A 14,947-nucleotide genomic window follows, 5' to 3' on the forward strand; every position below is an offset into this window, starting at 1 on the left:
CCGTGCACTTTGGGCGACATGCAGTGGCTCGGGTTGACCAGCCCGGTCGAGGCTGCGCATGTTGCCGTGGCAAACGGAGACTTCCTGATTGACGGACTGGGTTGCAATTCTGAAGGAACAGACCGCTACCGGCGACCAGATGGGCCGCGAGGTGCCGCAGATGCTGGCCAATCCCGACATCAGCGAAGTGCAGGTGAAGACGCTCTTTTCCGCCCTGGAGAAACAAGCCGAGTTCGTCGAAAAGCTGCGCATGGCGCTGGAGAAGTTCGGCCATGATTTCTCGATCATCAAGGCGGCGGAACGGCTGGAGGAGCGCTATGCCGACCTTGCTGCTTCGGTGGCGGAAAAACTGAAGGCGATGCGCAAATAGAGCAATTCCAGGAAAAGTGTGTCGCGGTTTTCCCGGGAAAAGCGCGTAGCGCTTTGCCTTGAGAATTGCGTCAAAAACTAGATGACAGCTACTTTTCGATCACCCGTGCGAAGCGCGTATCCGGCACGAGCCAGATCATCGCGACCAGCACATAAAGTGCGACGCCGATCCACTGATTGACGAAGGTCAGCAGGACGGCTGCAATGTAGAGGGCTAGAGAGATCTTGCCCTTGCGGTCATTGCCCAGTGCCCTGGCAAAGGCGGTGTTGTTGCCATGCAGTCGATGCAGCGCGGCGGCCAGAATAATGTAGGCGATGGCGCATAGCGCGAGATCGGCGCCATAGACGGCGACCGGCACCGGCGCAAAGTGGTTCTCGCCCATGAAGGCCGTCGTCGCCGGTATCAGCGACAGCCAGAACAGCAGATTGAGGTTCGCCCACAGCACGCGGCCGTCAACGCGCTGCACGGTGTGGAACATGTTGTGCAAATTGTTCCAGTAGATGCCGACGTTGATGAAGGACAGGATGTAGCAGAAGAAGATCGGCCACAACGGCAACAGGGCGGAAACATCCTCGCCATGCGGCACTTTCAGCTCGAGCACCATGATGGTGATGATGATGGCCACGACGCCATCGGTGAACGCCTCGACCCTGCCTTTGCCCAATGGAGCCTCCTTGCGGCGCGGTTGCCAGTCTAGATTTGCTGAGCGGTATCGGGAAAGTGGAGGTCTGTTCTCAGCCGTTCGGCGTCTCAGGCGCCATGTTCGCGCGCTGGCGCGGCACGCCGAGGCCGGTGTCCGGCGGCTCGCCGGCGGCTGGCCTGTCCTCGATCATGTGCATGGTGCGCCAGCGGCCTAAGCGGTAGTAGGCCGCGGCCAGCACGAGCGACGTGATCGAGCCGGCCGGAAAACTCCACCACAGTGCTTCCTCGCCGATCACGCCGCGCATGAAATAGGCAAAGCCGGTGCGCACGACCAGCACCGAAATCACCAGGATGATCAGCGGCGGCATCACGGCGCCGGTGGCACGCACTGTGGCGAACAGCACGATGGTGATGCCGAACAGGATAAACGACCACGATGCGACACTGTTGATGTGGACGGCGATGTCGATCGCGGCGCTGTCGCTGCTCAGGAACAGGCTCAACACCGAGCGGTCGAAAACGGACAACACCGCAACCAGTGCGCCGGTCAGGACCAGGTTGAAGCCGACGCCGGAGGCGGCGATGCGGCCGATCCGATCCCAGCGGCCGGCGCCGACATTCTGCGCCGCCATCGCGGAGACCGCCGCACCGATGGCGAGGGCCGGCATCTGGATGTAGGTCCACAGCTGCGCGGCGATGCCGTAGGCGGCGGCGACCTGCGAACCGTAGGAGTTGACGATGCCCATCACCGTCAGCGCCGCCGCCGAGACGACGATCATCTGCAGGCCCATCGGCACGCCCTTGAAGACGACGAAGCGCAGCAAGGTGGGGTCGGGCCGCAGCAGAGCGAGATTGGCGCCGGCCAGCCGCAGCGGGTGCTTGCGCACATAGAGCACGATCAGAATGGCGATCACGCTCACCGCCTGGCCGATCAGCGTCGCGGTCGCCGATCCGGCGATGCCGAGCTCCGGGAACGGCCCGATGCCCCGGATGAGCAGCGGGTTGAGCACGATGTCGAGTACGACGGCAAGCGCCATGAAGAAGAAGGGCGTGCGCGAATCGCCGGCACCGCGCAGCACGGTCATGACGAAGGACAGAAGGTTCATCATCGGCACGGCGACAAAGATGATGCGCAGATAGGAGCGCGCCAGCGGCAAGGCATCAGCCGGGGTGCCGAGCGTGCCCAGGATGGCGTCGACCCAGATCCAGCCGCAGACCGCCAAGACCACCGAGACGAGGAAGAAGAAGGTGGCGCTGGTGCCGACGATGCGGCGCGCCTCGCCGAGATCGCGGGCGCCGACCGACTGGGCCACCAGGATGGTGGCCGCCATGCCGATGCCAAACACCGTGCCGAGGATGAGGAACAGGACGAGGTTGGCGTTGGAGGTGGCCGTCAGCGCGGATTCGCCGAGGAAACGGCCGACCCAGACGGCGTTGATCGACCCGTTGAGCGACTGCAATACGTTGGAGCCGAGCACGGGCAGGGCGAACAGCAGAAGCGTGCGGGGGATCGGCCCGCTAGTCAGGTCGGCGGTACGCCGGCGCGTGGGCAATTTTTCGTCCATGGCTGGCAACTCGGCGACGGGCGTCTGAGTCCGTGCCTTGATCTAATCATGTTCTCAAAGCCTCCGAAATCGGATATTGATCCTGATGCGTGGGGACCGCATTCCTTTAGAACTTATGGATAAGCCGGGGGGTTCATGTCCGATATTCCGCTGTTGTCTGAGCGCCTGAACCGGCGCGCGTTTCTCGGTGCATCCGCGCTGGGCGCGGCCTCCGTGGCTCTTTCGGCGTGCACCACGACGGAGGTGGTGACGCCGCCAGTGGCAGCGGCGCCAAGCGATCCGGCTTTCGGCGATGTCGAAAGCATGTATGCGGCGCGCGTCGACGAGGGTTATCAACTGCCGGCAATCCCGGTAGCCAAGATCGATCCGAAGTTCGTGCGCCAGGTCGTGTCCGACCCGACGGGGGAAAAACCCGGCACGATCGTCGTCGATGTCTCCGAGCACTTTCTCTATCTGGTGCGCGACGGCGGCAAGGCTATCCGCTATGGCGTCAGCCTCGGCAAGGCCGGCTTCGGATGGACCGGCAGCGCCGTTGTTCAGGCGAGGAAGAAGTGGCCGGTCTGGACGCCGCCGCCGGAAATGATCCAGCGCCGGCCGGAACTGGCGAAATACAAGGACGGCATGCCGCCTGGCCCGCAGAGCCCGCTAGGTGCCCGGGCGCTGTATCTCTTCCGCGACGGCAAGGACACGATGTACCGGCTGCACGGCACGCCGGAGTGGGATTCCATCGGGAAGAACGCTTCATCCGGCTGTGTGCGCTTCATGAACCAGGACATCATCGACCTCTACAGCCGCGTCAACAGCGTCGCGCCGGTCTTCGTTCGCGCGAACCTGTCGGCCGCCGCGAAGATCACTGCCGTGTCGAACAGGACAGCTGAGCCGATCGATGCGGGCGTACCAAGGGACGCGGAGATATTGAAGTAAGTCCCTTCACGATCTGTAGAACGCTCGCAGACCGAATCGAGATGCACCCTTGCGGACGCGGTTGGTGCGTCCGCAAGGGTGTGTGCGATTACTTCCTGGCGAGCCCGGGAAGCGTGACCTGATAGACCAGGAACATGGTGTCGACATCGGCGCCGTCCTCGGCCTTGTAGGGCGCGCCGACCTGGAAGCCGTCCTGGGTGAGGAAGTCGTTGTCGTTGGCAACGAACAGGAAATAGTCGTCGGGCAGCTTCGGATCGAGCACGCTGACCACCGACATCGCCTCCCACTTTTCCGAGAGGTTGTTCTTGTCGTTCGGCGCGCCGTTGTGCAGGCCGAAGCGGCCAAGCTCGCCCTTGTCGTTTAGGTCGATGAACGGCGTCAGTTTGGCCGGCGTAACCGATGGGTCGAGCACGCCCTTGGGCGCCACCGGCTTGTCGGCGGCGTCGAAGGCGCCACCGGCGATGTCGGTCGCGGCGGAGAGATCGACGATGTTGATCTGGCGAAGCAGCGAGGTGTCGCCCTTCAATCCCTGGCCGTTGCCGCTGTCGCGGGTCAGCATCAGGAATGTCAGGTCCGAAAGGGCCACGATCTCGCTTTGCGCCGCCACCTTGGTCTTGCCCTTGGCATCCTTGAACACCGGCAGAGGCACGACATATTCATGCGCCAGCTTGAGATGGGCGAGGTCGGAAGCGTCATAAACCAGCGCGCGTGTGTTCTGGCGCGTCGCGCCGGAATCGCCGCCATCCTGCCGGGGCGCCGACTGCAGCACGGCGATCAGGAACTTGCCGTCCGGCGTCATCGCCATGCCTTCGAGGCCCTGGTTGTTCTGGCGGCCGGTGTCGGGATCCTTCGGATCGGGCTCGGCCGCACCAGGCCCCGGATTGTCGGAGGCGAAGTTCGGCGTGCCGTGCCGCATCGGCACCAGGGCAGCCGGCGGCTGCGTCGCCGACAGCAAATGGCCGTCGGCCGAGAAGCGGTAGATGTTCGGGCCGTATTCGTCGGAGATGAACATCGAGCCGTCGGGCAGCCGCACGATCGCCTCGTTGTCGAGAGCGAGCTTGCCGTTGGCCTCGGGCAGGATCGGCATGTCGCCGCTTGCTGCGCGCACACCGTTGAGCGGGTCGAGGCCGGTGGCGTCGGCGCCCTTGTCGTCGGTCAAGAGCATGGTGTCGGCGAGTGTTGCCTTGACGCCGGACTGCTCCTTGCCGGCAGCGGGTGCCGCGCCTGGCGCGACCGGTGCGAACTCGATGCCGATGGTGTTGAGGCGTGGCCGGTAATCGGTGGTGCCGACGACATTGTAGCCGCGGTCCGGCAGCAGCCAGAGCGAACCCTTGTAGCCGTCGGCGCCATGCGTCCAGCCGGCGGTGTCGATCGCCATGCCGGAGCCGGAGCCAAACGTCTCGCCGAACTTGTCCTTCTGGCTGGCCGGGATGCGGCCGACGCCGACCAGTCCCTTGTTGACGAAGCTGGTGCCGCCGACGGTCGCGGTGCTGTTGGCGAGCGCCGCCGTCAAGGCGGTGAACAATGCCAGCGCGACGCCTAGCGACGCGGTTCGGTACGGGTGTTTCATGGACAATCCTCTTTGTGACAAAGCATGCCGGAGCGGCCGATGGACGAAAGACTGAAAGAGGTGGGGCATCGATGATGCCGCGCGCGCCTCCCCGAAAAGCGGTCTACGGCGCGAACATGATGCTTGCGTGACAGCGGGCGGTGCCCGCCCGTCGGCTTCTTCCCACGCCGATAAAAACGCGTGGCCGCGCGAAAGAATTGATCGCCCCATCACACATCAGGTCTACGAAGCGCGGTGTGTTCGCAACGCACTAGACACTTATGTCCAGTAGATATAAGGTGCAGCCTTCGGACCAACCGTGGAGGGGAAGCCTTGAAGTCGCACTACCGCGCAGTCGTCATCGGGGGTGGCGTGGTCGGAGCCTCGGTGCTCTATCATCTGACACGGTTCGGCTGGAGCGATGTGGCGCTGATCGAGCGGGCCGAACTGACGGCCGGTTCGACCTGGCACGCGGCGGCCGGGTTCCACGCACTCAATGCCGATCCCAACGTCGCGGCGCTGCAGGACTACACCATCAAGCTCTATCGCGAGATCGAGGCCGAATCCGGCCAGAACGCGGGCCTGCACATGACGGGCGGCGTCAACTTGGCCAGCGATCCCCAGCGCTGGGAATGGCTGAAATCGGCCTGGGCCGTGTTCCAGTCGGTCGGCATCGAAACGGCTCGCCTGGTGACACCGGAAGAGATCAAGGAGATCTGCCCGATCGTCGATGTCAGCGACGTACTCGGCGGCCTCTACGATTCCAACGAAGGCCATCTCGACCCTTATGGAACGACGCATGCCTATGCCGGTGCAGCGAAAAAGCGTGGCGCCGATATCATCTTGCGCAATCGGGTCGTCGAACTGAAGGCGCGTGCCGACGGGCGCTGGGACGTCGTCACCGAGCAAGGCACCATCATCGCGGAACATGTCGTCAACGCCGGCGGGCTGTGGGCAAAGCAGCTCGGCCGAATGGCAGGCGTCGACTTGCCGGTGACGCCGATGGAGCACCATTATTTCATCACCGAGGACATTCCCGAGGTTGCCGCCCTCGACAAGGAACTCGGGCTTGCGGTCGATCTCGACGGCTTTTCCTACCTCAGGCAAGAGCGCAAGGGCGTGCTGCTCGGCGTCTACGAGCAGAACCCGAAGCACTGGAACATGGATGGCGCGCCATGGGATTACGGCATCGAACTGATCCCCGAAGATATCGACCGCATCAGCCCGGAACTGTCCAAGGCCTATGAGCGCTTTCCGTGCCTGAGGACGGCCGGTATCCGCAAATGGGTCAACGGCGCCTTTACCTTTACCCCCGACGGCAATCCGATCGTCGGGCCGGTGCGCGGACTGAAGAATTACTGGCTTGCGTGTGGCGTCATGGCCGGCTTCAGCCAGGGCGGCGGCGTCGGCAAGTCGCTGGCCGAGTGGATAATTTATGGCGAGCCGCAGGCCGACATCTTCGGCATGGACATCGCCCGCTATGGCGCCTTCGCCGCCAACCGCGAATATCTCAGGCAGACGACGCGCCAGTTCTATTCGCGCCGTTTCGTCATGACCTTTCCCAATGAGCGGCTGCCCGCCGGCCGGCCCTTGAAACGCCCCGGCGCCTATGACGGCATGACGGCGGCGGGGTGCGAATGGACGGCGTCCTGGGGGCTGGAAATCCCCGCCTATTTCGCGCCGATGGGATTTCGCGAGAACACCGCGCTGAAACGCTCCAACGCCTTCGATATCGTCGGCGACGAGGCGCTGCAGGTGCGGCGGGCGGCGGGTCTGGTCGATATCTCGGCCTATGCGCGCTACGCGGTCTCGGGGCCTGGCGCTGAAGCATGGCTTGACCGCCTGCTTGCCTGCAGGCTGCCAAAGCCGGGACAAGCGAGGCTGGCGCCGATGCTCGGCTACGATGGACGGCTGAAGGGCGACCTCACCGTCTTCAACTGGGGCGGTGGCGACTATTGGCTGATGGGCTCCTATTATCTCAGAGAATTCCACATGCGCTGGTTCGAGTCCCATGTGGCGGAGGGCGTCACGGTCACAGACCTTTCCGACACGATGAGCGGCTTCCTGCTGACCGGGCCGAACGCGCGCAAAATCCTGGAGCGCACGACTCATCAGGACATATCGGCTGCGGCGCTGCCGTTCATGGCCTGCGGCGCATTCGACATCGGCATGGTGCAGGCGCGGGTTGCCCGCCTCTCCATCGCCGGCGAGCTCGGCTTCGAGATCAGTTGCCCCATGACCATGCATGGCAGCCTGCGCGAAACGCTGCTGGCCGTGGGCGAGGATCTCGGCCTTGCCGAGACTGGCTACTATGCGCTGAACGCGCTGCGGCTGGAAAAGAGTTTTGGCATCTGGTCACGCGAATTCACGCAGGGCTACACAGCTGGTCAGACCGGTCTCGACCGCTTCATCGCTTTCGGCAAGGGCGACTTCACCGGCCGCGAACCGGCATTGAAACAGCGAGAGGTCGGTAGCGGCCAATGCCTGGTGACCCTGGAGGTCGATGCCGTCGACGCCGACGCCAGCGGCTTCGAGCCGGTCTGGCATCACGGCCGGCGCGTCGGCTTCGTCACGTCGGGCGGCTATGGCTATACGGTCGGCAAAAGCCTGGCGCTGGCGCTCGTCGACCGTGATTTCGCAGGGGAGGGCACCGCGCTGTCGGTGCATGTCGTCGGCACGGAGCGGCCGGCGCGCGTCATCGCGGCCTCGCCCTACGATCCCCTGGGCAAAGCGATGCGGCAATGAGGAGGATTTCTGATGGTCGATGACGCGGCACGTGACAGCAGGCGCGAGCGCCGGCGTGGACGGACGGGCGAGGCCGGATCGGAAACCAGCCGCCGGCCCGATTACCGTTCGCTGAAGAACCCGTTCCTGCCGCAGCCGATCTTTTCGGATGATCAGGTCGCCGCGATCCACGACACGGCGTTGCGCGTGCTGGAAGAGCTCGGCATCAAGGTGCTGCTGCCGCAGGCGCGTGAGCAGTTCGCCCGTGCCGGCGCCCTGGTCGATCCGGACACCGACATGGTGCGCCTTGGCCGCGACATGATGACGGCGGCACTCGCCTCGGCGCCGAAGTCGATCCACGTCCATGCCGGTTCTCGTACCCGCGATCTGACTCTCGAGCTCGGCTCGATGACCTTCCTGGCCGGATGCGGGGCGCCGAATGTCACCGATCTCGAGCGCGGCCGGCGGCCGGGCACACTGGCCGATTTCGAGGATTTGATGCGGCTGGTGCAGCATTTCGACGTGCTGCACATGCTCGGACCCTGCATCGAGCCGCAGGATGTCGACAACCGCTTCCGCCACTATGCCGTCAACCGCGCGCAGCTGACGCTGTCCGACAAGCTTCCGTTCGTGTTCGCGCGCGGTACGCCGCAGGTCGAGGACGGCTTCGAGATGCTGCGGCTGGCGCGTGGCCTGTCGGAGGATGAGTTTCTGGCAAATGCGCATTGCTACACCGTCATCAACACCAACTCGCCTCGCCAGCTCGACATCCCGATGGCGCAAGGCATCATCGATTTCGCCAGGGCGGGACAGGTCTCGGTCATCACGCCCTTCTGCCTGGCGGGCGCGATGGCGCCGATCACGGTCGCCGGCGCGCTGACACTGCAGCATGCCGAAGCGCTGGCCGGGCTGACGCTGGCGCAGATCGTGCGGCCTGGCGCGCCGGTCGTCTACGGCTCCTTCTCCTCCAATGTCGACATGAAGTCAGGAGCGCCCGCCTTCGGCACACCGGAGCATGTCAAGGCGACGCTGGGCGCCGGCCAACTCGCGCGGTTCACCGGACTGCCGTGGCGGTCCGGCGGCGGCAGCGCGGCCAATATTTCGGACGCGCAGGCGGCGCATGAGACGCAGTTCGCGCTGTGGGGCTCGGTGCTGGCCGGGGCGACCATGTGCATCCATGCCGCCGGCTGGCTGGAAGGCGGCCTGAGCGTTTCCTTCGAGAAGCTGGTCACCGATGTCGAGGCGCTGCAGACGGTCGCGGAACTCTGCGCCGCGACGCCTGGCGACAGCGATTCCATCGGCTACGAGGCGATCGCCGAGGTACAGCCGGGCGGCCATTTCTTCTCGGCTGGCCATACCATGGCGCGCTACCGGACCGCCTTCTACGAGCCGCTGGTCGCCGACTGGTCGAATTTCGGCAACTGGACGCAAAGCGGCTCGAAGACGGCGAGCGAGCGCGCCATCGGCGTCTGGAGACGGGCGCTTGCCGATTTCGTGCCTCCCGCTTCGGCCGTCGCCACCGCCGGCGTGCTCGACGAGTTCATCGCCCGGCGCACGCAAGAGGGCGGAGCAGCGCCGGTGTCGTGAGAGGTCGCGGAGTCGCGCGAGACGCCTGGCGCTTGCCGCAAACTTTCGCATGTGATCGGTGCCAGGGTCATTGGCAACCGGCGCATCCCGTGCAGAAATAGCGGGCATGCAGGAAGTTCTCATCGCGGCCGCGATTTTCCTCTGCCTGACAGTGGCGCCGCTGGTCAGCACGGCGATATGGCCCAGGCTGCCGGCCAGACATCGCGACGACGATACGAACAATGTGGTTCGGCTCGCCGCCAACCTGTTCGGCGTCATGACCTCTCTGGTGCTCGGGCTGATGATCAACTCGGCCAAGAACACCTTCGAATCAATCGACCACAATGTGCACGCCTATGCGACGGAACTGATCCTGCTCGACAGGATCTTGCGCGAGTACGGGGCTGAAACCGACGCTGTGCGCCAGCCGCTGGTCGTCTATGTGCAGAGGGTGGCGGGCAATGCCTCGCCGACCGGTGAGACGCCGGTGGCCGCCAACCGGCTGTCCGACCATCTGCTGACGGAGATCGGCACCCGGCTGAGCGCGCTGGTGCCGAACGACGCGGCGCATAGCGCTCTGTTGCAGGATGCCAGTCAGCGTCTGCAGAAAGTGGTGGAATTGCGATGGATTCTGATCGAGCAATCGGAGGGCGCGATCCCCTGGCCGCTGATCGCGATGCTGGTTGCATGGCTGGTGCTCATCTTCGCCAGTTTCGGGTTCAGGGCGCCGAAAAATGCCATCACCCTGGCAACCTACGTTGTTTCGGCCGCGCTGATCGCCGGGGCGATCTACCTGATCCTTGACATGGACGTTCCGTTCTCCGGCCCGATCCAGATTTCGCCGGTGCCGCTGGAAAGGGCGTTGGCGGAATTGCAGCGATGATGCGGAACCGGGCGGCATTCCCAGGCATTCATGGGATGAACCACGGAGGACGACATGGGTTTCGACCAGTATCACGAACCGCCTGAAGAACTGTCGCAGAAGGTGCGGACCTTTGCTCGCATGATCACCTCGCTGATCGAGGAGGCGGAAGCGATCGGCTGGTACGAACAGCGCATGTCGGTGGAGAAGGACCCGCAGGCGCGCGCCATCATGAAGAACGCGCAGGGCGAGGAGTTCAAGCACTTCGGCATGGATCTCGAATTCCTGCTGCGCCAGAAGAAGGACTGGCGGGCGGAACTGAAGGAAATCCTGTTCACCACGGGCGACATCGTGAAGGCCGGCGAGAGAGGCGAGAAGAAGGCGGATTGAGGCGACGAGCCTTTGGCGACCGCCCGTCAGATCAATCGCTGTCGCGCGCGACCAACTCCAGCGGCCAGACCTCGCGGATGATGCGTGGACCTTCCGGGCCGGCGAAGGCCGGGATTGAGGCCAGCAGCATTTCGGCAAGCCGCTGCCCCATCGGCTCCAGCGCCGGGCGGAAGGCGGTCAGCGCCGGCGAGAAATAGCGGCAGAGCGGCGTGTCGACGATGACAGTCACCGCCATGTCCTGACCCGGCTTGATGCCCATCTCGGCCAGCGCTTTGCAGCCGCCAAGCGCCATCGCATCATTGTTGAATATGATGGCGGTCGGCGGGTTCCTGGAACGCATGACCTGCGGCGTCACCTCGTAGCCGCCGGCCTCGTTGATGAAGCCGGACGCGATCAGTTCGGGGTCGACTTCGATGCCGTGCCGCCGCAACTCCTTGCGATAGCCGTCGAGGAACAGGTAGCCGAAGTTGAGATCGAGCGACGGGCGGATGGCGGCGATACGGCGGTGGCCGCGCGCCACAAGGCGGTCGACCGCCTCAGTGCCGGCCTTTTCGAAATCGAGATCGAGTGAGGGGTAGGACTTGGCCCCGGAGCGGCTGCGACCGAGCGTGGCGAATGGGAAGCCGGCCTGCGTAAGATAATCGATGCGCTCGTCCTCGCGCCGCGTCCAGGCCAGCACCACGGCGTCGGCGCGGCGCGTCTCGACGACACGGCGCAGGCGCTCCTGCTGGTAGTCGCCAGGCGCGCCCATGACGACGATCAGGTCGAGCCCGCTCTCGGCGAGTTTCGCCTGCAGCCCGATCAGGAACGGAATGAAGAACGGCTCGCCATATTGCTGGTCGCCCGGATGCGGCTGCAGCATGAAGGCGATCGAATGGGTAGCGCCTTGCCGCAAGCTGCGGCCGGACTGGTTGGGCGAATAGTTGAGCGTCCTGGCGGCCTCGAGCACGCGCTGGCGCGTGTCGGCATTGACGTCGGCGCGGCCGTTGAGGGCGCGCGACACCGTGCCGATCGAAATGTTCAGGTGACGGGCAAGGTCGTGAATGCTGGACGCCAAGTGACTGTTCTCCCCCTTGCTTGGCTAGCACCGGTAGCCGCTCAGGCCAAGCGACAACGACGATTTTCGCGAGCGGCCAATTGACATTCTACGCCTTCGGGTGTGTTCTCGTAAACGTTTACGGGCAAACGTTTACGGTCATGCCGTGAATGCCGTGACGATCGGTCTGGAGGGACCGAGCGGAGGAGGAGTGCTGGATGATCAATGCCGTCCTGGTCGGCTGCGGAGCGATGAGCAAGCACTGGCTCGACGCCATTAGGCAGATCGACGGGCTTGCCATTGTCGGCCTTGTCGACCTCGACGCAGAGAGGGCGCGGGCGAGGGCACGCGAATACAACCTCACCCATGTCGTCATCGGCACCAGCCTCGACGCCGTGCTCGACCAGACCAGGCCTGACGTGGTCTTCGACGTGGTGGTTCCCGCTGCCCGCCGCCAGGTCGCGCTTTCCGCCTTTGCCCATCATTGCCATCTCCTGACGGAAAAGCCGCTCGCCGACAGTCCGGAGAATGCGCGCGCCATTGTCGAGGCCGCCCGCCTGGCCGGGCGCATTCATGCCGTCGTCCAGAACCGCCGCTATGTCGCCAATGTCCGGCGCATCAGGCGCTTTCTCTCTTCCGGCGCCATCGGTGCCGCGACCAGCATCCATGCCGACTTCTTCGTCGCTCCGCATTTCGGCGGCTTTCGCGAGGAGATGGCCCATGTGCTGCTGCTCGACATGGCGATCCACACCTTCGACGCCGCCCGCTACATGGTGAATGGCGAGCCGGCTGGCGTCTATTGCCAGGAATGGGAGCCAGCCAGTTCCTGGTACCGGCAGGGATCGTCGGCCAGCGCGGTCTTCGATCTCGGCGACGGCAAGGTCTTCACCTATGCCGGCTCGTGGTGCGCCGACGGCTTCCGCACCAGCTGGGAGGGCAGCTGGCGCATCGTTGCCGAGCGCGGCAGCCTGGTCTGGGACGGCAATGACGATCTCAAGGCCGAGGTACTCCTATCCGACCGCGACGGCCTGTTTGGCCGCACCGAGCCGATCGCCGTGCCGTCGCTCGATCCCGCCGACCGTGTCGGCGGCCATCTCGGCATCATCCAGGACTTCATGCGTGCCATAGAGACCGGCACCGAGCCGGAGACATGCGGCGCCGACAACATAAAGAGCCTGGCCATGGTCTTCGGCGCCATCGAGAGCGCCGAGACCGGGCGCCGGGTAGCGATCTCCACACAGGATGGACAATGATGCCAAACCCGCTTCTCGACATCAGGATCGGCACCATGGTGAGGGCCAATCTCGATGACCCTGCCGCCTATATCAAGGCGATCCTGCCGCTCGGCTTCGAGAGCATCCAGCCCTTCTTCTGGCAGACGCTGGGCGGCAAGGACTTGCCGCGGCTTGCCGGCCAGATCCACGAGGCGATCGGCGATGCCGACGTCACGGTGTCCTCGATCGGCGTGTTCGGCAATCCGCTGGAGGGTGGCGATGTCGATCGCGGCGTGCTGCAGGCCTGGGAAACGGTGATCGACAACGCGCATCTGTTCGGCACCTCGATGGTCAGCGGCTTCACCGGCCGCCTCCGCGGCAAGCCGCTGCCCGAAAGCCTGCCGCGCTTCAAAGAAGTCTGGGGGCCGTTGGCCAGGCGCGCCGCTGACAAGGGCGTGCGCATCGCCTTCGAGAACTGCGCGATGGACGGCAACTGGGCTGGTGGAGACTGGAACATCGCCCACAATCCGGACGCCTGGGAGCTGATGTTCAACGAATTGCCGGACGACAATCTCGGCCTGGAATGGGAGCCCTGCCACCAGCTCGTCTACCTGATCGATCCCCTGCCGCAGATCCGCAAATGGGCGCCGCGCATCTTCCATGTCCACGGCAAGGACGCGACGGTGCGCTGGGACGTGATCCGCGAACACGGCGTGTTCGGCCGGCTGCCGTTCGTGCAGATGCGCACGCCGGGCTTCGGCGACAGCGACTGGACGCGGGTGATCAGCGAATTGCGGCTGGCCGGCTACAAGGGCGCCATCGACATCGAGGGCTGGCACGACCCGGTCTATCGCAACGAGCTGGAGATCACCGGGCAGGTACGCGCGCTCGACTATCTGAAGCAATGCCGGGGAGGCGCCAGCTACCTGCCCAACCCGGTGTGAGGGCTGGCCGGCGGGAGGTGCCGGCCAGCCAGGATTGCGGCGCACTGCCGAAGCGATCGTCGAAAACCCCTCGGCTTGGCCAGGGAAAAAAGGGAGGATAAGTGCATGAGCATGACGATGAGAAGGACACTTCTGCGCTCGACCATCGTGGCCGCCGCCACGACACTCGCCGCTGCGATCTCCACCTTGCCAGCGCAGGCGCTCGACGCCCAATGGTGCAAGGACGTCCACATCCGCTTCTTCGTCGGCGGCGCCGAGGGCGACGCCTTCGGCACCATCGTCTACAATGGCGCCAAGCAGGCGGCGGCCGATCTCGGACCCAAGGTCGACTACATCTTCTCCGGCTGGGACGTCGAAAAGATGGTGCAGCAATTGCGCGAAGCAGTCGCGGTCAAGCCTGGCGGCATCGCCATGATGGGTCATCCGGGCGACGCTGCGATCATGCCGCTGGCCGAACAGGCGCATAAGGACGGCATCAAGATGATGTACCAGAACGTGCCGGTGCCGAAGGTGACGGCGGCGTTCGGTGGCGGCTATGTCGGCGCCCAGCAGGAGCAGCAGGGCCGCGCGCTCGGCGCCGAGGCGTTCAAGCTGGCCAAGCTGAAGGGCGGTGACAAGGCGATCATGATCGGTCCGTTCGATAACGAAAGTCGCGGCGCGCGCGAGCGTGGCACAGTCGCGGCGCTGAAAGAGGCCGGCATCGACGTCATTCAAATCAATTCGGTGCCCGAGTGGGCTGCCGATCCGAATCTCGCGATCCCAGTGATCACCGCCGCGCTGCTCAACAATCCCACCGTCAAGGCGGTCGGTTATCCCGGCGGGCAGATGCTCGGCAATGTGCCGACCTACATGCAGGCCGCAGGGAGGAAGGCCGGCGACATCTTCAACTTCGGTTTCGACACCAGCCCGCAGATCGTCGAGGCCTTCAAGGGCGGCTGGGTGCAGCTGACGGCCGACCAGCAGCCTTTCCTGCAGGGCTATCTGCCGATCCTCAGCCTCTGCCAGCAGGTCGTGCTGGGTCTCGCGCCGATGAATGTCGACACCGGCGCCGGCTTCGTCACGCCTGAGAACTACGAGATCGTCGCCGAACTCGCCAAGCAGGCGCTGCGCTGACCTGTGATCTCGGCATGCCGGTCGGGCTCGATCCCGATCGGCAAAATA

The 14,947-nt window shown here is 64.7% G+C and carries 13 protein-coding genes; 9 read left to right on the forward strand and 4 right to left on the reverse strand.

The window, feature by feature from the left end; genetic code table 11:
* The first annotated feature begins 88 nt into the window (after window positions 1–88).
* A complete protein-coding gene (locus AC1RZR_RS17645; RefSeq protein ID WP_109668212.1) occupies window positions 89–370 on the forward strand; it encodes a hypothetical protein in 282 nt (93 codons plus the stop codon).
* A gap of 88 nt (window positions 371–458) precedes the next feature.
* Here the strand turns inward: AC1RZR_RS17645 and AC1RZR_RS17650 are convergent, their stop codons facing one another.
* Both AC1RZR_RS17650 and AC1RZR_RS17655 read right to left on the reverse strand, forming a co-directional pair.
* Window positions 459–1,034, reverse strand: a complete 576-nt coding sequence (locus tag AC1RZR_RS17650) for a TMEM175 family protein (RefSeq protein ID WP_481825423.1) — start codon at window positions 1,032–1,034, stop codon at window positions 459–461.
* Window positions 1,035–1,104: 70 nt separating this feature from the next.
* Window positions 1,105–2,577: an MATE family efflux transporter gene (locus AC1RZR_RS17655; RefSeq protein ID WP_481825424.1), complete on the reverse strand. Its 1,473-nt coding sequence runs from the start codon at window positions 2,575–2,577 to the stop codon at window positions 1,105–1,107.
* Between the two features lie 135 nt (window positions 2,578–2,712).
* On the opposite strand from AC1RZR_RS17655, the gene AC1RZR_RS17660 reads away from it, so the two are divergent.
* Window positions 2,713–3,501 carry a L,D-transpeptidase gene (locus tag AC1RZR_RS17660; protein WP_477274613.1) on the forward strand — a complete coding sequence of 263 codons (789 nt, stop codon included), beginning with the start codon at window positions 2,713–2,715 and terminating at the stop codon, window positions 3,499–3,501.
* An 88-nt stretch (window positions 3,502–3,589) separates the two neighbouring features.
* Here the strand turns inward: AC1RZR_RS17660 and AC1RZR_RS17665 are convergent, their stop codons facing one another.
* Window positions 3,590–5,071 carry an esterase-like activity of phytase family protein gene (locus AC1RZR_RS17665; RefSeq protein ID WP_481825425.1) on the reverse strand — a complete coding sequence of 494 codons (1,482 nt, stop codon included), beginning with the start codon at window positions 5,069–5,071 and terminating at the stop codon, window positions 3,590–3,592.
* 312 nt (window positions 5,072–5,383) lie between these two features.
* Between AC1RZR_RS17665 and AC1RZR_RS17670 the strand changes: the two genes are divergently transcribed.
* From AC1RZR_RS17670 to AC1RZR_RS17685, 4 genes are all read left to right on the forward strand, one after another.
* Window positions 5,384–7,795, forward strand: coding sequence for a GcvT family protein (locus tag AC1RZR_RS17670; RefSeq protein ID WP_481825426.1), 2,412 nt, complete (start codon window positions 5,384–5,386; stop codon window positions 7,793–7,795).
* Window positions 7,796–7,807: 12 nt separating this feature from the next.
* Window positions 7,808–9,361 carry a trimethylamine methyltransferase family protein gene (locus AC1RZR_RS17675; protein ID WP_481825427.1) on the forward strand — a complete coding sequence of 518 codons (1,554 nt, stop codon included), beginning with the start codon at window positions 7,808–7,810 and terminating at the stop codon, window positions 9,359–9,361.
* A 106-nt stretch (window positions 9,362–9,467) separates the two neighbouring features.
* Window positions 9,468–10,223 (forward strand): bestrophin-like domain, encoded by a 756-nt coding sequence (locus AC1RZR_RS17680; RefSeq protein WP_481825428.1) that lies wholly within the window; start codon window positions 9,468–9,470, stop codon window positions 10,221–10,223.
* A 54-nt stretch (window positions 10,224–10,277) separates the two neighbouring features.
* Window positions 10,278–10,592: a ferritin family protein gene (locus AC1RZR_RS17685; protein ID WP_477274623.1), complete on the forward strand. Its 315-nt coding sequence runs from the start codon at window positions 10,278–10,280 to the stop codon at window positions 10,590–10,592.
* A gap of 31 nt (window positions 10,593–10,623) precedes the next feature.
* Here AC1RZR_RS17685 and AC1RZR_RS17690 read toward each other — a convergent pair whose 3' ends face one another.
* Window positions 10,624–11,649, reverse strand: a complete 1,026-nt coding sequence (locus tag AC1RZR_RS17690; RefSeq protein WP_481825429.1) for a LacI family DNA-binding transcriptional regulator — start codon at window positions 11,647–11,649, stop codon at window positions 10,624–10,626.
* A gap of 197 nt (window positions 11,650–11,846) precedes the next feature.
* Here AC1RZR_RS17690 and AC1RZR_RS17695 point away from each other — a divergent pair, with 197 nt between their 5' ends.
* The 3 genes from AC1RZR_RS17695 to AC1RZR_RS17705 all read left to right on the forward strand — a co-directional run bounded on the left by AC1RZR_RS17695 (window position 11,847) and on the right by AC1RZR_RS17705 (window position 14,899).
* Window positions 11,847–12,881 (forward strand): Gfo/Idh/MocA family protein, encoded by a 1,035-nt coding sequence (locus AC1RZR_RS17695; RefSeq protein ID WP_481825430.1) that lies wholly within the window; start codon window positions 11,847–11,849, stop codon window positions 12,879–12,881.
* Window positions 12,881–13,786 carry a sugar phosphate isomerase/epimerase family protein gene (locus AC1RZR_RS17700; RefSeq protein ID WP_481825431.1) on the forward strand — a complete coding sequence of 302 codons (906 nt, stop codon included), beginning with the start codon at window positions 12,881–12,883 and terminating at the stop codon, window positions 13,784–13,786. The genes AC1RZR_RS17695 and AC1RZR_RS17700 overlap by 1 nt, the downstream gene beginning before the upstream one ends.
* Before the next feature lie 105 nt (window positions 13,787–13,891).
* The gene (locus AC1RZR_RS17705; protein ID WP_481825432.1) at window positions 13,892–14,899 is read left to right on the forward strand and encodes a substrate-binding domain-containing protein; all 1,008 of its coding nucleotides are present in this window, start codon (window positions 13,892–13,894) and stop codon (window positions 14,897–14,899) included.
* Window positions 14,900–14,947: the final 48 nt, after the last annotated feature.

The organism is Mesorhizobium bavaricum, from assembly GCF_056781655.1.